Below are 20431 nucleotides of genomic sequence, written 5' to 3' on the forward strand. Positions count from 1 at the left end.
AAAAACCACATTATATGAGAATATATGTCGTTCGTTGTAAAAAACATGTTGTACATATAAAAAAAATTTTTTCATGAATTCAAAAGTTTATTTTGTGGCAATCAATTAACAATCCATAAGACATGAAACAAAAATTTTTTACTTTCATCGGCCTTTCCTTATTCTCCATCTTGGGGATATTTGGACAGGATGTTCAAATCTCCGGAACAGTTACCAGTATGAGTGATGGTTTGCCTTTACCAGGAGTTAATATCATTGTCGCAGGAACCTCTACCGGTTCTCAGACTGATTTTGACGGTAAGTATTCTATCAGCGCACCTCAGGGAGCTGTTCTACAATTCTCTTATTTAGGGATGAGAGCAGTAGAAAGAACAGTTGGTAGCGAAACGGTTATCAATGTTCAGTTAGAGGAAGATGCCGATCAATTAAGCGAAGTGGTTGTAACAGCCTTAGGTATTAAAAAGAGCAGAAAATCTCTTACCTATGCTGCACAAGACTTAAAATCAGATGAATTAACCAAAGTTAAAGATGCCAACCCGATCAACAGTTTATCAGGTAAAGTATCTGGTTTAACTGTTAACAGAAGTTCTTCAGGACTTGGAGGATCTGTAAAGGTTACATTAAGGGGTAATTCTTCTACCAGAACAAATCAACCTTTGTACGTTATAGATGGTATTCCATTATCTAACAACAGTTCTTACCAACCAAATAATGCATTTGGAGATTTTGGTGGAGGTAACCGTGATGGTGGAGATGCATTATCTCTTTTAAACCCAGATGATATCGAAAGCATGACGGTATTAAAAGGTGCTTCTGCTTCTGCATTATATGGTAGCCAGGGAGCAAATGGTGTTATTTTGATTACTACTAAGAAAGGAAAAGAAGGATCTTTTAAAGTTACTTATTCTTCGAATTTGACATTTGAAAATGCTGCTAGCCTTCCTGAATTCCAAACAGAATATCTTGGAGCTGCAGGAGAAAACAATGCTTGGAACGGCGGAAAAGGAGCTTCTGACGATCATGTAGAAGACTTCTTTAACACAGGGGTTACCGCTATAAACTCGGTATCTATTTCAGGAGGAACAGAGAAAGCTCAAACATATTTCTCATATGCTAATACTTCTGGATCAGGAATTACTCCTTCTCATAAACTAAAGAGACACAGTTTAAACTTTAGAGAGACAGCTAAACTATTTGACGACAGACTAACTGCCAATGCAAATATCACTTTATCTACTCAATCTATAGATAACAAGCCAGTAAATGGACTTTATTTCAACCCGTTAACAGGTCTTTACCTATATCCAAGAGTAGGCGGAGATAGTTTCAGTAATTACGAAAACACTTATGAAACTTTTGTTCCAGGAAACATTCACCCACAACAAAACTGGATTTTCCAAGAAGATATTCAACAAAATCCATATTGGATCATCAACAGAAACCAAAGTGATGACTTAAACCAAAAGTTAATTACTGCATTATCATTACAATTTAAAGTTAATGATTGGTTATCATTCCAAACAAGAGGGAGTTATGACAGAACAATCAATAAGTTCGAGAAAAGATTATACGCTACTACAGAAGCGACTCTAGCTCCTGCAACAGGAAGATTTATTTATAGAGAAACTGAAGATACTCAGTTATATGCTGATTTAATAGCTACTATTAACAAAGACTTTGGAGAAGACTGGAACCTTTCTGCTAATATCGGTACCAGTATTACAAACTCTAAAATTGGAGAAGGGTTAAATTTAGACTCTGGAGTAAACGGAGGTTTACGAGTTCCTAATCAATTTATCGTTCAGAATTTTGACTCTAATTTTGCTAATTCTTTTACATTAGCACAAACATTAGCAGGAAAAAGAGAACAACAATCTGTTTTCGCCAGTACAACATTAGGGTTTAAAGAAATGATTTATCTTGACCTAACGGCAAGAAATGACTGGACATCTACATTATCAAATACTGATAACAATTCATTCTTTTACCCTTCCGTAGGTATTACAACAATACTTTCTGAAGCATTCGAATTACCAGAAGCGATTAGCTATGCTAAGGTTAGAGCTTCATATGCAGAAGTAGGAAACGATTTACCTGCTTTTGTTTCTCAACCACAATTCTCTGCTCCATTTGGACAAGGAGCATTCATCCAGTCTATTACTTCTGTGGTTCCATTAAAACCAGAACTTCAAAAATCAACGGAATTTGGTTTAGAAGCTAAATTTATAGACAACAGATTAGGTTTTAATGCTACTTATTACCAAACAAATACGAATGATCAGATTATCCCTATTTCAACTCCAACTTCTGGACAGGGACTTACACAGACATTCATTAATGCAGGGAACATACAAAACCAAGGACTTGAAGTTTCTATTAATGCATCTATTATCAGAAATGATAACTTTGAGTGGAATAGTATCCTTAACTATGCGGTAAATGACAATAAAGTAAAAGAACTTAGATCTGAGTTAGCTCCAGATCAAGACGAAGTAATCCTAACAGATGCAGTACCTTCTAACATCAACTATAGATATATTATTAAAGAAGGTGGATCTTTTGGAGATATATACGCACAAACAACTGAAAGAGACGCCAATGGAAATATTGTCCTAGCAGCGGATGGCACTCCTGTAAATGGAGGAATCAACTTAGTTGGAAATGCAAATCCAGACTGGACATTAGGATGGAACAACAGCTTTGAATACAAAAACATTACTTTAAATGTATTAGTAGATGCTAGATTTGGAGGAGAAGTATTGAGTATCACTGAAGGATACCTTGATGAGCGAGGGCTATCTCAAAGAACTGCTGATGCTAGAAATGCTGGAGCTGTAGCTGGAAGTTTTGTAAACGAAGACGGTACTCCTTTTACAGGTACTGTTGATCCTCAGGCATATTATACTGCAGTAGGAGGAAGACAAGGGTTTACCGGTGAATATGTATATGACGCTACAAACATTAGATTAGCAGAATTATCTTTAGGGTACAGATTTAAATTACCTGAAAGTTTATTCATAAAAAGCGCGAACTTTTCTGTGATAGGAAGAAACCTATTCTTTTTCCACAAAGATGCTCCGTTCGATCCGAACATATCTGCAAGTACTGGAGAAGGTCTTCAAGGAATCGATCTCTTTTCTCAACCTACTACCAGAAGCTTAGGATTCAACTTACAATTAACATTTTAACTTTTTGAAATATGAAAAGTATATATAAAATATCAGGTATTGCATTACTGTTCTTAATCTTCGCCTGTACAGATAACTTCGAAGATATAAACACCAATGACACTACAATCCCAAAGAATCAATTAGAAGCGACTGATTTCTTTGCGGGTATGTTCAATAATATTTATCAAAATCAACCTGCCTGGAGTACACAATTACAGCAAAACCTTAACGGGGATGTTTATTCCGGATACATGATGCCTCCAACTGGTTTTGCCAGTAACATTAATAATATGACCTATGCATTAGTAGATGGTTGGAACAACTTCCCTTGGAATGTTGCTTATTCTAATATCATGCTCAATGCATTCACGATAGAAGGAATTAGTAAAGAAACAAATCCTAAACTATATGCGCTTTCTTTGATATTAAAAGTTGAAGCGATGCACAGAGTTACTGACATATACGGACCTATCGTATATTCTAGATTTGGAGAAAACCCACTAGTAGGTTATTATGATTCTCAAGAGACTGTTTATAACACATTTTTTGAAGAACTGGATTACGCTATAACTACATTATCTGATAGCAGCTTGCCAGATGTTCCCGGAACATTTGCTGCTACTGATCAAGCTTATGGAGGAGACATAGATAAATGGGTTCAATTCGCAAACTCTTTACGTCTTAGATTAGCAATTCGAATCTCAAAAGTAAATCCAAGCAAAGCGCAAACAGAAGGAGAAAAGTCGTTAGCACATAGTGGTGGATTGATTGATAACAATACGAACAACTTCTTAGTAGATGGTAAAGTTGAACATCCATTAGCTACGATAGCTGCTTCCTGGAACGATATCAGAATGGGAGCTTCTATGGAATCTATTCTTACTGGATATGAAGATCCAAGATTAGAAAAGTATTTTGAAGAATCAGAAGTATCACCTGGTGAATACAAAGGAATCAGAATTGGTATTAATGCAGACAAACCAAAATATCAACCTTTCTCTAACATAGGTGAAAGTATTATCAGAACAACTCTTATTCAATTAATGACGGCATCTGAAGTACATTTCTTAAAAGCAGAAGCAGCATTAAGAGGATGGGCTGGAGCTGGAGATGCTCAAGCCAACTACGAAGCTGGAATTGCCACTTCTTTTGATCAGCATGGAGTAGCTGATGCTTCTTATGCATCTGATAATACAAAAGTTGCTGCTGATTATACTGATCCTGTAGAAGCAGCTCATAATACTGGGGCAGTTAGTAATGTAACTATTGCTTGGGACGCCGCTGCTAGTAATGAAGTAAAATTAGAAAAAATCATAACTCAAAAATGGATTGCTATGTTCCCTGACGGACAGGAAGCATGGAGTGAGTTTAGAAGAACAGGATATCCAAAATTATTCCCTGTTGTAAACAACAAGAGTAATGGAGAAATCGATACAGATATCCAAATACGTCGCTTAAAATTTGCTGACTCTGATAAAGTAGCAAATTCTGCCGAGGTAGAAAAAGCAGTATCTCTGTTAGGCGGTCCTGATACTGGAGGTACCAGACTCTGGTGGGATATCGCTGGAGGTAATTTTTAAGTTAATTTGTTTAGAAAAAGAGATAAGCATATTGCTTATCTCTTTTTACTCAACTCCCATATCATAATCACAATTACTCAATAAGTTATAAATAGACTTAAAAAATGATCAAAGAAATTAAGTACAAACAGGTTGGTAAATTTGAAGACACTAAGTTTGAAAAGATTCACAATGAAATATTTGAAAACTCTGTTAATGCTTCAAAAATTGTAGCGCAGGAGATTGCTGATCTTATCATTCAAAAACAAGAAAATGGAGAGCAGTGTGTTCTTGGTCTGGCAACAGGCTCCTCACCTATTAAAGTATATGAAGAGCTTGTAAGGCTTCATAAATCTGGTGAGCTTAGTTTTAGAAATGTTGTGACCTTCAATCTGGATGAGTATTATCCTATGAAGATTGAAAATCAACAAAGCTACTATCATTTCATGCATCAACATCTTTTCGATCATGTAGATATTCATCCGGAGAATATCAATATCCCTAGTGGTGATATTCCCGTAGAAGAATTAGATCAGTATTGTATTGACTATGAGATGAAAATCAAACAGTACGGAGGAATTGATTTTCAACTATTAGGTATTGGGCGATCTGGACACATCGGATTCAACGAACCTGGATCACATCGTAATTCAGGAACCAGAATTATCACATTGGACCACATTACTCGTAGAGACGCTGCTTCTGATTTTAATGGTATTGAAAATGTACCTAAAAAAGCAGTCACTATGGGAATTAACACCATAATGAATGCCAAGCGTATCATCCTTTTGGCATGGGGGCATAAAAAAGCTTCTGTCCTTCAGGAAACAATCGAAGGAGATATTACTTCTACAATACCCGCAACTTTTCTTCAAGATCATAAAAACACCACAATCATTTGTGATGCAGAAGCTGCATCTGAACTAACTAGAATTAAAACACCTTGGTTAGTAGATCAATGTATATGGACAGAGGATCTAAAACTAAAAGCTGTTACCTGGCTTAGTCAGGAAGTAAAAAAACCATTATTAAAATTAACCGACAAAGACTATAACGAGCATGGTATGTCTGGACTTCTTGCATTAGAAGGATCCGCATATGATCTCAATATAAAAATATTTAATACACTACAACATACAATTACCGGGTGGCCAGGAGGAAAACCAAATGCAGATGATACCAATCGTCCGGAAAGAGCTTTTCCTACCAAGAAAAGAGTTCTTATTTTCAGTCCTCACCCAGATGATGATGTGATCTCCATGGGAGGTACTTTCTCCAGATTAATCGATCAGGGACACGAAGTACACGTAGCGTATCAAACCTCTGGAAATATTGCTGTAAACGATGAAGAAGCTTTAAAATTTGCTGAAGTAGCACAAAAGCTAGCAAACGATTCAGATATTTCCATTTTTAATACAATAAAAGATTCCTTAAACTCTAAAAACAAAGGAGACATTGACATCCCTGAAGCACGATTAATCAAAGGATTAATTCGCCAAATGGAGTCATACGGAGCTACCAGATATTTAGGATTAGATGATTCCAATGTACACTTTTTGAATCTACCATTCTATGAAACCGGAAAAATCAAAAAGAATCCTATCGGAAAAAATGACATCCAAATCATCATTGACCTTATCAACGAAGTACAACCTCATCAAATATATGCTGCAGGAGATTTAGCAGACCCACATGGTACGCATAAATTATGTCTAGATGCTATTTTTGAGGCGCTTCCTCTACTAAAAAAGCAACCTTTCATGAAAGATTGTTGGGTATGGTTATACAGAGGAGCTTGGCATGAATGGGATATTTCTGAAATAGAAATGGCGGTACCATTAAGCCCTGATGAAGTAAACAGAAAGACCAATGCTATCTTGTTCCACCAATCACAAAAAGACAGAGTGATGTTCCAGGGAGAAGATGCGAGAGAATTCTGGGTACGTGCTCAAGAAAGAAACAGAAACACCGCCGAATTATATGATCAACTAGGATTAGCTGACTATGAAGCTATAGAAGCTTTTAAAAGATACCATTTCTAATTGTTCTCATCAAATAATTTAAGAAGTGAAAAAAGAGGTTAGTCAATCTCGATAATTGAGATTGACTATACCTTTTAAGTCTCCTAAGCAATAGATATATCTATCACAAAAAACAAAAAACAATGCCGAATATCACTTTAAAAGAGATGTCTTGTATATTAGGAGTTTCAATTTCCACTGTTTCTAAAGCACTTAGTGACAGTACAGAAATAAGTAAAGAAACTAAAAAAAGAGTAACAGAGATTGCTCAACTTTATAATTACAGACCCAATAGTATAGCGCAAAACTTACGTCTACAAAAGACGAATACTATAGGACTAATTGTTCCTGATTTGGGAAATATCTCTACATTAGAACTCGTAGACGAAATTGCTGATTACACCATGGCTAATCAGACAAAACTAATGATCTATCAATCCAAAGGACGTAGCGAAAGAGAAATCGCGTTAATAAAAATGCTTACCAACGGATGTACAGACGGTCTAATCATCTCTCTGAGCCCTAAAACTATTGAGAAAAAGAATTATGTATCTCTGATGAACCTTACACAAGCAAATTTCCCTTTGGTATTACTCAATAAAATTGATGAAATACCATGTAGTAAAGTTTTTATCGATAAAAATATCCAGGCTGATAATATCGACGATATAAACTTACCTCATCAAATGCTCGGTAAAGAAGCAGTAAAAACTCTGATCAAAAAAATTAATAAAAAAACAATTGGAGCTACTGAAAAATGCCTTAATCCAGCATCAATGATGTTCCGATCTATTTCTAAAGGAATACTACAACAAAAGCGAACTTCCCGCAAAGAGCTCTGTTAAAAAAAGAAGCTTCATTATCAAAATAAATCATTCGTTTTTCTAACATCATATTCCTAATCCAATTATATTCTCCATGAATTCTAAATTCTTTATCTTCTTTTTTATTCTTTTAACCGCTTGTACAGAAAAACCAAAAAACATTGTTTCTAATGATCATGTAGGAATTACCCCTACCCCATTGCAGCTGGAAAAAAACGAGGGTTTCTTTTTATTATCTCAAAACACTAGTATCTCATGCAATAGTGATGAAAGTACTACGATTGCCAATTTCTTTACCAAGAAATTAAAAGAATTTACAGGTCTTTCTTTAGAAGTTCATAAAGACACACAGAAAAAAAACACAATCAGGCTTATTATAGACGCTGAGCTAAGCCTAGATTCAGAAGCATATCAACTACACGTTTCTCAAGATACTATAGAGATCAAAGGAGCTACTCCTCAAGGAGTTTTTTACGGATTACAGAGTTTACTACAATTAATTCCTCGTTCTGCTAAGGAGATCACTAATACAGAAAATACAGTCTGGAAAATTCCAGGAGTAACCATTACAGATAAACCTGCATTTTCCTGGAGAGGAATGCATTTGGACGTTTCCAGACACTTTAGTTCCATTGATTTTATCAAAGAACAACTAGATTTGCTTTCGTTATTCAAAATCAACAAGTTTCACTGGCATCTTACAGACGATCAAGGATGGAGAATTGAAATCAAAAAATACCCAAAACTTACAGAAATTAGTTCCAATAGAGTCAATGAAGATGGTACTACTTATGGAGGTTTTTATACACAAGAACAAATAAAAGAAGTTGTCGCCTATGCCAAAGAGCGATTTATTGATGTTGTTCCTGAATTTGACATTCCGGGACATACTGTTGCCGTTTTAGCAGCATATCCAGAACTAGCCTGTGATGATAAAACCTATAAAACCCGAACACTATGGGGAGTCGAAAGTAATGTTCTCTGCCCAGGAAAACCTGAGACATTAGTATTTGTAGAGGATGTAATAAAAGAAATGGTATCCTTATTTCCTTTTGAATATTTCCATGTAGGGGGAGATGAAGTTCCTAAAGATCAATGGAAAAAATCAGAAGAATGTCAACAATTAATGAAAAAAGAGGGATTAAAAGATGAACATGAACTACAAAGTTATTTCATGGCTAAAGTCGAAAACATATTAAAAAAATACGATCGAAAAATGATCGGATGGGATGAAATCCTTGAAGGAGGAATCACTCCAACCACAAATATTATGTCCTGGCAGGGAGAAGAAGGTGGTATCAAAGCAGCTAATGAAGGACACGACGTTATTATGACACCTGCTGCCTTTGTATATTTCAACTTCTATCAGGGAGACTACAAGGTAGAGCCTATGGCTTTTGGAGGATATATTCCTTTAGAAAAAGCATACAATTACTCTCCGATCCCTTCTAAAATTGATACGGACAAAAGAAAACACATCCTTGGAGCACAAGGAAATATCTGGACAGAATACGCCAGTACAGAAGCACAAATAGAATACCTGATTTACCCGAGAATTATAGCACTGGCAGAAGTGACCTGGTCTGATCCTTCTAATAAGAATTTCGAAAATTTCCTAACTCGTCTAGACCACTTATATCCTATTCTGGATGCGTATGAAATTAATTACCACATCCCACTTCCTGAAGGACCTAGTACTGATCAGATTAAGTTTGCAGATAGCACCAGTATTTCCTTTACAACTACTCACCCTGTAAAAATGGTGTATACAACTGATGGAACAACTCCTGATAAAAATAGTAAAGAGTATACTGCGCCATTAACATTTACAACCAATACGACCATTAAAATCGCGTCAATACTCCCGCATGGAAAAATGAGTCCTACACGAACTATCACTCTAGAAAAGCAGCAAGCTTTCGAACCGATAGCAGTTGATTCGCCTAAAAAAGGATTAAAAATGAACACGATTAAAGGGCACTTCAAAGATGTTAACGAAATTGACAAAAACCTTCCTATAGAAAGTACTACAGTGGATAGTATTTCTCAAGCCAATACTACCTATGCATGGGGAAGCGATGTATTAAAAGAAAACTTTAGAGCCGTTTATTTAGATGGATATATAGACCTTCCAGAAGATGGCACCTATATCTTCAACAGTGTTCAGGATCAGGTTTGGATTGCTGATCAGTTAGTGATTGACAACAAAAGACCTGTAAAGAAAGGAGATCAACCAATAGACGGCTACATCATCCTGAAAAAAGGAAAGCACAAATTAAAAATAGTATACCTAAACAATGTTGTAAAAGGATGGGCATCTGACTGGAACGATGTGAAATTACAATACAAAAAAGCAAGTGATTCAACATATACCACAGTCGACAGAAATATGATTTTTCATTAATCAAATGAAATAACCCTACTCATCAAGTCTGACTTTTTTAAATGTCGTGTTTTAAAATTGTCAGACTTTTTTTTAGAAATAAAAGAATGGTTCTGATAGCTCTAAGCTAATTACAAAAAACAATAAAAATAAACAGATGAAAAAAAATCTCTTCTTTTTTTGCTTAGCTATTCTAATGATTCATTGTTCTAAAAAGAAACAACCAACTGATACTTCTTCTTCGGAAAAAATAATAGCAATTCATCTGCTAGATCAAACCTCTGATGAGAAACTTGAACAATTGAGTAAACAATTACCTGAATTGGCAACATTAGGTGTTAATCTTTTATTCTTAGAGGTTGATTATCATTACGACTTCACTTCGCATCCGGAACTAAGGGACCCTACTTCTGTTATCACCAAATCCGGCGCTCAAAAATTCAAAGAACAGTGTGATAAGAATGGTATCAGATTAGTTCCTCAATTTCAATCTTTTGGTCACCAATCATGGGCAGAAACTACTTACTCTCTATTAACAATCTATCCGGAACTAGATTTAACCCCTGGAGCATATCCAGGTAACAAAGATATTTATTGTAGGGAATGGGATCCCTATAATCCGAGAGTCAATCAAATTGTATTCGCGTTAATCGACGAGATCCTGGAAGGTTTTAATGCCGATGGGCTTCATCTGGGAATGGATGAAATATTCCTGATTGATTCTCCGCATGCCAAAAGTACCAAGGATAAAAATCCGGCAGAGGTATTTGCTAAGGTTGTTAATGATTTTCATGACTATTTTGCAAAGGAAAAAAAAGTAGATCTTTTTATATGGGGAGATCGTCTTATAGATGGCAATATCTATAAATATGGTTCCTGGGAATCCTCTCTCAACGGTACTGCTCCTGCAATAGACTTAATCCCTAAAGATATTATTATCTGCGATTGGCATTACGAACCAATGGAAACCTACCCTTCTGTCAACATGTTTATTGACAAGGGTTTTAGTGTTCTTCCCTGTAGCTTCAAAAAAATAAACGCTGTAGAGAATCTAATCAAGTATTCTTATAAAAATAAAAGTCCAAAAATGCTAGGTCATTTATTTACGACCTGGAGCTTTCAAGACGCTGTGAGTACATACGCTCCCTTACTAAAAGGAACCTCATTAATACAAAGTAAAAAGTTCTATGATGTTACGTATGATATCTCCCTGTCTCCGACAAAAGACACAGCTTATATACAGCTCAAAAGTGATCTTCCGGAACTGACAATTCATTATACCACCGATTCCTCAACTCCTTCTACCCACAGTAAAACATATACTGCTCCAATACCCATATATAAAGAAACTACTATTAAAGCACTTGCTTTTGAGGGAGCACAGGAAAAAGGAACTATTACAAGCAAAAAAATCAATATTCATAAAGGGTTAGCAGGAATTGCAACCTCTAAAAGCCCGCTAACCGATAAATATACAGTTCTTAATGGTATCCATGCGCTACATGATGGAATTATTGGTTCTTCTTCTTTTTCGGATGGTCACTGGGCTGGTTTTGATTCAATTGATATGGATATTACTATGTCATATCCGATTCCTCAAAAAATAGAAACAATTGCTTTTCATTTTATCAATGATCCCGGTAACTGGATTTATCCCCCAGTTTCTATAGAAGTATACTCTTCTGTTGATGGAAAAGATTTTACCAAAATTAAAACAATCGACATTCCTCTGAGGAAAGAAAAGGTTCGCTATGCAGAAATCAAAAACCTTGATCTCTCTACACAATATTTGCAAATAAGAGGAATCAATCGTCCAATTCCTCAAGACCGAAAAAATGCAGGAAAACCTACCTGGATTTTTATAGATGAAATTATTGTACGATAAAATATCCTTTGACAATCGTAATGAACTTTGTTCGCAACAACCTGATCGAAAAAAAAGCGTAATAAAATCGTAAGATTCGACTTCATTACGCTGTTACCTTTACTCTAACTGGATGCTTTTAAAACTAAAAAAAGCACGAGGGTTTATTTTTTGTATTTCAATACCTTAACCCCTTTATTTAAGGTTAAAATCAATATATACTTTTCATTTCCTATTACTATTGGAGCGAGCTTTCTTGCTTCTATATCTTCCAGTAAAGCAGAAGACACCTTATCGTTTGTTCCTGTAGCTTCTCCCATCATCAGATATCCTTTGGAAGCATCATAGCGAATCGTTTCTACCTCTGCTTCATATAATGTTCCAATACCAAAAACATCCTGATACCCATCATTATTAAAATCATCTACTAAAAAGTCCATCGTAGGACCGAATTGTGCCCTGCCTGCTATGGGCGAAAATAAAAAAGTTCCATCTCCCTGATTCTGAGCAATCGTAGTTCTAAAATCATGTACTTCGTAATGTGTAGCAGATTCCAGATCTTTATCTCCATAGATATCCCCCAGAGATGAATTTGCAAATTCTTTAAAAGTTTTAATCTTAGTTGTCAGCATTGGAACTTGTTCCGAGGAGCATTGTTTCCCTCTAACCGGCACTAGGACTCCATTAGATTCCTTACTGAGTACGACATCAAAACTATTATTTCCGTCAAAATCTCGTGCATAAATATGAAATGGTTTTTCTTTTTTAGGACGAAATTTATTATTTGTTCCCAAATTTCCCAATAGATAATCTACATCTCCATCCTTATCATAATCTGAAGCGACTATAGAAAAATACCAGCCATTTTTATTCGAAAATTCTGGAAGCGCTGCTTTAGTAAACACTCCTTTCTTATTATTAAATACAGTCAATGGCATCCATTCTCCTACTACCAGTAAATCTTTGTCTCCGTCCTTGTCATAATCTGAAAATACAGCATCACTTACAATTCTTAATTTCTCAATTCCTTCAATTTTTTCTTTTGTTACATCTGCAAAGATTCCTTCTTGATTTTCCAGAATATACGATGGCGTTGCCAATGGATACTTCCCCGGCATCACTCCTCCTCCTATAAATAAATCCAAATCTCCATCTCCGTCATAATCCGCAGTTGTCACTGTGGCTGTCACTGTGGCTATAGATGGGAAATTCAAATCTCTTTTAAATTTTCCATTTCCAATATTTTCATAAACTCTGTCATGCAAAAACTTACTAGCTTCTGAATCCTCATAACTCCCGGAGGCCACATATAAATCCAAATCCCCATCCCCATCTTTATCAAAAAACAAAGCATCACTATCTTCATACGCTTTATCTTCAGAAAATAAGGATTGATTAGAGCTGACAAATGTTCCATTTTTCTGCTGGATATACAATGCCCCTGAAGCATGCTTCGCATTTCCTATAAAAAAGTCTTCTAAGCCATCTCCATTAATATCCCCAACCGCAAGTGCCGCTCCTTTTTTACTTTGTTGTTGAGGTAAAAGCAATTGCACCTTATAATCATCAAATGTATTGTCTTTATACACATAGTCTATCCCTAAATCCATTGCTTTAACTGCTGCAAATACTGTTTTTTCCTGCTTTTGTTTTCCTCCATTCCGTATTCCATCATCATAGGCTATTGTAAGATATTGGTCTCCTTCTTGATTTTTTAGTACCGTTGTTATACCCTCTTCCCAGCGAACCAATATACTGTCTATTGTTTTTGTTGCTCCTAACCCAAAAAGCAATCGATTAGAAACAGTAGATTGATATCCTCTGGAGGTATACACCTCTTTTTCCTGTATCATCTGATTGGTATATACAGTAACTTTGGCTCCAATACCATTTGGGTTTTTCACCGCTCCCTTTAATCCAATACCCACATAGTGATTTTTTTGCTCATTTTTATAGATACTAGCAATATCTCCCTGATTATTCACTACTAAATCCAGATCTCCATCATTATCTAAATCACTATAAGCCGCTCCATTGGAGTTTATTGCTTTTTCAAATCCCCATGCCAGGGTCTTATCTGAGAATGTGAAATCTCTATTATTTTTAAATATTCGATTTTTCAGCTTTGCTGAAGGCATCATAGCAATGGCCGTTTCCAGAGTTACCTTTTTTCTCCGCATGATATTCGCCTTCATATTGTTTCTAAAATCCTGATTGGACAAATCATGCTCTATTCCGTTTGTTACAAATAAATCATTGAATCCATCATTATCAAAATCTGCTAACAACGGAGCCCAACTCCAATCTGTTTTAGTAATCCCTGATAATTGACCTATTTCACTAAATATTCCTTTTCCTTCATTTAATTGAAGCATATTAGACATATACTGATGATGATACCCAGCTGCTACCAGTTCATTAAAGTTTTCAGTACTCATGGTTGCCATATTCTCTTTGCTTCTTTGGTAATCATCTGCCAACATATCCAACACTATTAAATCAGGCAATTGATCATTATTAATATCGGCATAATCGGATCCCATGCTATTGGCTGAAATATGGTCAAAATGCGTTAGGTTTTTATTTGAAAAAGTTCCATCTCCATTATTGATATACAAAAAATCCGGCTCTAAAAAATCATTAGCAACAAAAACATCTATCCAACCATCATTATTAAAATCTCCAATAGAGGCACTTAATCCCCAAGCTTTGTTAAGGATACCTGCTTTTTTGGAAACATCTACAAAAACTCCTTTCTGATTTTCAAAAAGCTGATCAGTACTTTCTGGTCGAATATCTTGCTGTATTCGGGGATCGATGGTAACATTGTTATTAAAATCTGGTCTGTGATTTACTAAATAAACATCTAAGTCTCCATCCTTATCATAATCAAAATAGTATGCTTGTACAGAAAATGCATTCGAATCCAATCCATATTTTTTTGCTTCTTCTTTGAAGGTCCCATCTTTTTGATTCATAAATAACAGGTTATTTCTAAGCCCTTCATTTTTGAGATCTCCTGATTTGCATACATATATATCCAGCCAGCCATCAGCATTTATATCTATCATAGAAACTCCTGTAGTCCACCCCTTATCATCTTCGACACCTGCTTTCCGGGTAATATCCTCAAACACAAAACCTCCTTTATTCAGATATAATTTATTGCTTTGCTGATTAGATGTTAAATACACATCTTCCAGACCATCATTATCAATATCCCCTACTGCAACCCCACCACCATTGTAGATATAAGAATAGTTCAAAAAATTGAAGTATAAATTTTCTGTTACAGTGTTCTTAAACGTAACATGACTATGCTCCGGGGAAATCTCCTTGAAAAGGGTTTCTCTAACTACTTCTTTATTTTCTTTTTCTGAGATTGGTTTTGTTTCCTTTTCTTTTTCTTTGGAACACCCTATAAGAGCAACCAAAGCGAAGAACGCCCAATATTTCATCTGTTTATTTTTATTGATTTTTAGAATTTGCCTAGATCATTCGATCAATATCAACTGAATAATTATGACTCATTCCACCTATGTGTTTTTTCTTCTTCCTCACATAAAACAAGCAAATAATATTCTTATATATTTTGATTTCACAGACCAAAGAAGACAATTTTGATTTCAGCAAAATACTTATAATTTAACTTACTTCCAATCATTCGTCATGAACAACTTCACAATTTTACTTTCTACAAAAAACATCTTGTTTTTCACCTTCTAATCACGAATTTTTCAAAAAATAACAACATTCGATAAAAAATACTAAAACCGTATTCTATAAAATAAAATCCCTTTGCCCTGGAAAGAAAAACACATATCTCCAATAAGTATTCTCCTGATTTCATTTATCAAAAAACCACAATCTCGAGCATATGATGTTGTTGATATAAAATTGAATGTCATACATCTAATAATTAATCATTTTCAAACTCTAATTTATATCTTTCAAGATATTCGTTAATTTTTTAGTAATAAAACCTAATCCAATGGAGTTTAATGATAATTTAAAAATAAAATCCTTCGCCGATTATAAAGAAGCATATCGCGAGAGCGTAGAGCAACCGGAAAAATTCTGGGAATCGGTTGCTGACACATTTTATTGGCAAAAAAAATGGGACAAAACACTCGAGTGGGATTTTACATCTCCAGAAGTGAAGTGGTTCCAGGGAGGTCAGTTAAATATCACTGAAAATTGCTTAGATCGCCATCTAGAAACTATTGGAAATAAGACTGCTATCATCTGGGAACCCAATGATCCTGATGAAGAGTCCAGACATATAACCTACAGACAGCTTTATGTAAAAGTCTGTCACTTTGCTAATGTGCTAAAAAATAATGGAATCAAAAAAGGAGACAGAGTCTGTCTATACATGCCTATGATTCCTGAACTTGCTATCGCGATGCTTGCTTGTGCGAGAATTGGAGCAGTTCATTCTATTGTATTTGCTGGGTTTTCCAGTGCCGCAATTGCCAGCCGAATCAATGATTCTCAATGCAAGATGTTAATTACTGCTAATGAGGTATATCGCGGGTCAAAACGTGTAAATCTAAAAGGAATGTGTGATGAAGCATTAAAGGACACCCCTTCCATAGAAACCGTTATTGTATACAGAAGAACTGTAGAACCTACTCCTATGACTCCTGGTCGAGACAAGTTCTGGTTTGATGAACTTCAAAGAGCAGAAACTACTTGTGAAGCAGAAGTTATGGATGCAGAAGACATGTTATTTATCTTATATACTTCTGGTTCTACCGGAAAGCCTAAAGGTATGGTACACACGATTGGAGGGTATATGGTTGGTACCACCTTTACATTCCAGAATGTATTCCAAATGGAAGAAAACGATGTATATTGGTGTACTGCCGATATTGGCTGGATTACCGGTCATAGCTACATTATCTATGGTCCACTGGCTTCAGGGGTTACAACTGTAATGTTTGAAGGTGTTCCGAGTTATCCGGATTATGGAAGGTTCTGGGAAATCTGTGATAAATTAGATGTCACTCATTTTTATACTGCACCTACTGCTATCAGAGCGCTGGCTAAACAACCTCTTGAATTGGTCAATAAACACAACCTTTCTTCCCTTAAAGTACTAGGGTCCGTAGGGGAACCTATCAACGAAGAAGCCTGGCACTGGTACAATGACAATATCGGAAAAACAAAATGTCCTATTGTTGATACCTGGTGGCAAACGGAAACCGGAGGAATCATGATTTCTCCAATGGCCGGAATAACACCAACCAGACCTACTTTTGCGACATTACCCTTACCTGGTGTACAACCTGCATTAATCGATGAGCAAGGGAACGAAATTGCTTTTAACTCAAAACAAGCAGAAGGTCGTTTATCAATCAAGTTTCCATGGCCATCTATGGCACGTACCATTTATGGAAATCACCAACGTTATAAAGAAGTGTACTTTTCGACTTTTGAAAACAAATATTTTACAGGTGACGGAGCCTATAGAGATGCCTCCGGAAATTATAGAATTACTGGTAGAGTAGATGATATTGTAATTGTTTCAGGGCATAATCTTGGTACAGCACCTATCGAAAACGCAATTAATGAACATGAAAGTGTTGTAGAAAGTGCCGTAGTAGGATTCCCTCACGATATAAAAGGAAATGCATTGTATACATATGTTACGCTATACAATGACATACAACCTAGCGATGCACTAATTGCAGAAATTAGAAATACGGTGTCCAATACTATCGGACCTATTGCTAAACCAGATAAGATACAATTTGTCAATGGACTCCCTAAAACGAGAAGTGGAAAAATAATGAGACGTATTTTGAGAAAAATTGCCTCTCATGACACCTCTAATTTAGGAGATACCTCGACACTTTTAAATCCTGATGTGGTACAAGAGATTATGGAAAATGCACTGTAGTATCACAGTAACTCTCTTATTGTTTTTATATAGCTCAGAACAATAAATAACATAGTTTGTGGTTTAAAAAAATGAACTAAAACACAAACTCATGAAATTTAAACAGTCATTGCTACTGCTAGGAACCGCCCTAGCAGTAGTGGCTTGTTCTGAAGATGAACAAAGCCAAACACCACAGCTAATCGATTCCGAAACTGCTGCCACAGACCTTACCGAAAAAGCGTATTTCAGCCAAAACGGAATGGTAAACGAAGGGTACTACGAAGGGATGAAAGTTGCTTATGAAACTATTAACGGAGATCACATTTTTGAAGGAGATATCATCCTTAGTGAAAAGGATATCTACAAAAATGATACGCATTATGTAATCGAACAAGGAGCGCCTGTTCCTCTAACAAAAAGCGTAGGAAGAACTTCTGGAAGATGGCCAAATAATACCGTTTATTACACCGTTCAAAGCAGCCTTCCTAATCAAAGTAGAGTTACTGATGCAATTAATCATTGGGAAACAAGAACAAATCTAAAGTTCGTAAAAAGAACAAATCAACCTAACTATATCTATTTTAGATCTGGAAATGGGTGTTCTTCTAGCGTGGGAATGGTAGGAGGAAGACAAAACATCAACTTATCTACCAGATGTAGTACAGGAAATACCATTCACGAAATTGGACATGCCATAGGGTTATGGCACGAGCAAAGCAGAACTGATAGGGATCGTTTTCTAACAATCAATTTTAATAACATCGAGTCAGGAAAACAGCACAACTTCCAAACATATGCAGAAAGAGGAAGAGATGGTGATGAATACACGACTTCTCTAGATTTTGGTTCTATTATGATGTACGGTCCTACAGCCTTTTCTAAAAATGGGCAACCTACTATTGTCAAAAAAGATGGAGGTAGTTACCGCGCTCAACGAAATGCTTTGTCTGCTGATGATCTAAAAGGAATCAATAAAATGTATCCCGGTGATGGCGGAGGAGGTCCTGTATATGTAAACGGTCAGTATTATACCGTACATGGATTACGAGTATATCGATACAATGACAAATGGTATTACTACAGCTCCAGAAATGGATGGAGACAAGTTGTTTATGTCAATGGAGCCTGGAGATATGCATAAAAATGTAATCTTTGATTCATAAGTAACCGCACAAAAGAGGTCATCGTTATTGGTGACCTTTTATTTTTTGAAACAAGAGAAATAGTTTACTTTTGAACAATAATTCAATTCTTTATGATTAGATCGTTCTCCACAATATTTATCATCAGTATACTATGCTTTATAGGTTGCAAACAAGAACAAAGTAACACTGGTATAGAAACTGAAGAAACTATCGTGCTTGATAGTCTGGCAAAAGAGAAAAACAAGATTAAGATTCTTAAGCTTTCTCCACAGGCAGAAAAAGATCTGGAAAGCTATAAAGATTTTGACAACTTAAGAAAGCTGATCCGTTCCCTGAACAATTCAAATGCTTATTACACTAAAAAGTATGCAGATAGTATTGATTTATTAATTGATACATTTAACGAAAACCTGACAAAAGAATTAAAAGTTAATCCTATCTCTTCCCGGATGGTTGTTTTATCTACTGAGTCCGGTCTTTTAAATGAGCTTAAAAACCGCAAAAAACCTGTTCCTGAAAAACTTTTGGAAGCCAAAAAAAAACTGGTGATTGCCTATAATAGTCTGGTCATTCAGCTGAACGAATTATCACTTGCTATTCCCGACAATATAGAAAAAGAACTTCTAAGGGATTCCAAAGATATCCGGGAGTCCGATATAGAATAATTACTATTTAAAATATTATAAGTTCTTTCTTGTTAATCAACAGAGAAGTATGAGCGCTGTAAAGCTCATATTTCTTGCTTATGCATATACTTTAACATTAATACAACTGTTTTTCTTTCCATACCATCGTACAACTTACTAATATTGCGTACGATTTAATCGTGTTTATTCCGAACCCTGCCCCATGAAAAACACCAAAATACTCCTTGTAGAAGATGAATTTCCTGTTGCTTTGGACATCAAACTTCGTCTTCAAAAGTTAGGATACGAGATTACTGATATCTGTGACAATTATACTGATACCATAGAAAGTATTACTGAGAACAGTCCAGATATCATTATCATGGACATTAATATTAGTGGAGATAAGAACGGTATACAAACAGCTGAAGCTATTTATCAGAAGAATAAAACCCCCATTATATTTCTTACAGCAAACGGAGATGAACGCACATTTAAAGAAGCGTTGGAAACCAACCCCTTTGGTTTTTTACTAAAACCATTCAAAATTCAGGAATTATCTTATGCCATTCAGATTGCTGTACAAAAACAACAAGAACAAAACGCAGCCATCAATACACCTATAAAACAAAAGCAAACAAATACCTTATTCATAAAAGATAGATCAAAATTAGTCCGTGTTTCAATTCATGAGATTTTATGGATAGAAGCAATGGATAACTATACACGTATTGTCACACAAGACAAAAAAGTAATGGTAAATATGTTTCTGAAAGAGTTCTATGAAAAAATCCCAAAAGACAAATTCCTGAGAATTCATCGGTCTTATATTATCGCTTTATCTAAAATTGACGCTATTGAAAATAGATTTGTAATCATAGGCAATGAACAAATTCCCTTTAGCAAAGCATACAGAAAAGAATTATTTAACGCCCTGGATATACTATAGTTC

General features: G+C 35.5%; 11 protein-coding genes. 10 read left to right on the plus strand and 1 reads right to left on the minus strand.

Annotated elements, in window-relative coordinates; translation table 11 throughout:
• Window positions 1-122 precede the first annotated feature (122 nt).
• From HN014_RS05295 to HN014_RS05320, 6 genes are all read left to right on the plus strand, one after another.
• A complete protein-coding gene (locus tag HN014_RS05295; protein WP_176027845.1) occupies window positions 123-3188 on the plus strand; it encodes a SusC/RagA family TonB-linked outer membrane protein in 3066 nt (1021 codons plus the stop codon).
• Window positions 3189-3199: 11 nt separating this feature from the next.
• On the plus strand, window positions 3200-4750 hold the full coding sequence (locus HN014_RS05300) for a RagB/SusD family nutrient uptake outer membrane protein (RefSeq protein ID WP_176027846.1): 1551 nt from the start codon (window positions 3200-3202) through the stop codon (window positions 4748-4750).
• A 104-nt stretch (window positions 4751-4854) separates the two neighbouring features.
• Window positions 4855-6771, plus strand: coding sequence for a glucosamine-6-phosphate deaminase (gene nagB / locus HN014_RS05305; RefSeq protein ID WP_176027847.1), 1917 nt, complete (start codon window positions 4855-4857; stop codon window positions 6769-6771).
• A 122-nt stretch (window positions 6772-6893) separates the two neighbouring features.
• Window positions 6894-7595 (plus strand): LacI family DNA-binding transcriptional regulator, encoded by a 702-nt coding sequence (locus tag HN014_RS05310; RefSeq protein ID WP_176027848.1) that lies wholly within the window; start codon window positions 6894-6896, stop codon window positions 7593-7595.
• Between the two features lie 73 nt (window positions 7596-7668).
• Window positions 7669-9978, plus strand: a complete 2310-nt coding sequence (locus HN014_RS05315) for a family 20 glycosylhydrolase (protein ID WP_176027849.1) — start codon at window positions 7669-7671, stop codon at window positions 9976-9978.
• 136 nt (window positions 9979-10114) lie between these two features.
• Complete coding sequence (locus HN014_RS05320) at window positions 10115-11842, plus strand: FN3 associated domain-containing protein (protein WP_176027850.1); 1728 nt, start codon at window positions 10115-10117, stop codon at window positions 11840-11842.
• Window positions 11843-11985: 143 nt separating this feature from the next.
• On the opposite strand, the gene HN014_RS05325 is transcribed toward HN014_RS05320, so the two are convergent.
• On the minus strand, window positions 11986-15279 hold the full coding sequence (locus tag HN014_RS05325; protein ID WP_176027851.1) for an FG-GAP-like repeat-containing protein: 3294 nt from the start codon (window positions 15277-15279) through the stop codon (window positions 11986-11988).
• Between the two features lie 533 nt (window positions 15280-15812).
• Here HN014_RS05325 and acs point away from each other — a divergent pair.
• The 4 genes from acs (at window position 15813) to HN014_RS05345 (ending at window position 20428) form a co-directional block, all read left to right on the plus strand.
• Window positions 15813-17726: an acetate--CoA ligase gene (gene acs, locus HN014_RS05330; protein ID WP_176027852.1), complete on the plus strand. Its 1914-nt coding sequence runs from the start codon at window positions 15813-15815 to the stop codon at window positions 17724-17726.
• Between the two features lie 91 nt (window positions 17727-17817).
• On the plus strand, window positions 17818-18849 hold the full coding sequence (locus HN014_RS05335; RefSeq protein WP_176027853.1) for a M12 family metallopeptidase: 1032 nt from the start codon (window positions 17818-17820) through the stop codon (window positions 18847-18849).
• A 114-nt stretch (window positions 18850-18963) separates the two neighbouring features.
• A complete protein-coding gene (locus tag HN014_RS05340; RefSeq protein ID WP_176027854.1) occupies window positions 18964-19518 on the plus strand; it encodes a hypothetical protein in 555 nt (184 codons plus the stop codon).
• 184 nt (window positions 19519-19702) lie between these two features.
• Entirely contained in the window at window positions 19703-20428 is a 726-nt protein-coding gene (locus tag HN014_RS05345; RefSeq protein WP_176027855.1) for a LytTR family DNA-binding domain-containing protein, read from the plus strand.
• The last annotated feature ends 3 nt before the right edge of the window (window positions 20429-20431 follow it).

The organism is Aquimarina sp. TRL1 (genome assembly GCF_013365535.1).
Taxonomy (GTDB): Bacteria; Bacteroidota; Bacteroidia; order Flavobacteriales; family Flavobacteriaceae; genus Aquimarina; species Aquimarina hainanensis.

Coding starts and splice junctions, on each gene's coding strand:
- acs (WP_176027852.1), top strand. CDS start 15,813: ATGGAGTTTAATGATAATTTAAAAATAAAATCCTTCGCCGATTATAAA.
- nagB (WP_176027847.1), top strand. CDS start 4,855: ATGATCAAAGAAATTAAGTACAAACAGGTTGGTAAATTTGAAGACACT.
- HN014_RS05300 (WP_176027846.1), top strand. CDS start 3,200: ATGAAAAGTATATATAAAATATCAGGTATTGCATTACTGTTCTTAATC.
- HN014_RS05315 (WP_176027849.1), top strand. CDS start 7,669: ATGAATTCTAAATTCTTTATCTTCTTTTTTATTCTTTTAACCGCTTGT.
- HN014_RS05345 (WP_176027855.1), top strand. CDS start 19,703: ATGAAAAACACCAAAATACTCCTTGTAGAAGATGAATTTCCTGTTGCT.
- HN014_RS05325 (WP_176027851.1), bottom strand. CDS start 15,279: ATGAAATATTGGGCGTTCTTCGCTTTGGTTGCTCTTATAGGGTGTTCC.
- HN014_RS05310 (WP_176027848.1), top strand. CDS start 6,894: ATGCCGAATATCACTTTAAAAGAGATGTCTTGTATATTAGGAGTTTCA.
- HN014_RS05335 (WP_176027853.1), top strand. CDS start 17,818: ATGAAATTTAAACAGTCATTGCTACTGCTAGGAACCGCCCTAGCAGTA.
- HN014_RS05295 (WP_176027845.1), top strand. CDS start 123: ATGAAACAAAAATTTTTTACTTTCATCGGCCTTTCCTTATTCTCCATC.
- HN014_RS05340 (WP_176027854.1), top strand. CDS start 18,964: ATGATTAGATCGTTCTCCACAATATTTATCATCAGTATACTATGCTTT.
- HN014_RS05320 (WP_176027850.1), top strand. CDS start 10,115: ATGAAAAAAAATCTCTTCTTTTTTTGCTTAGCTATTCTAATGATTCAT.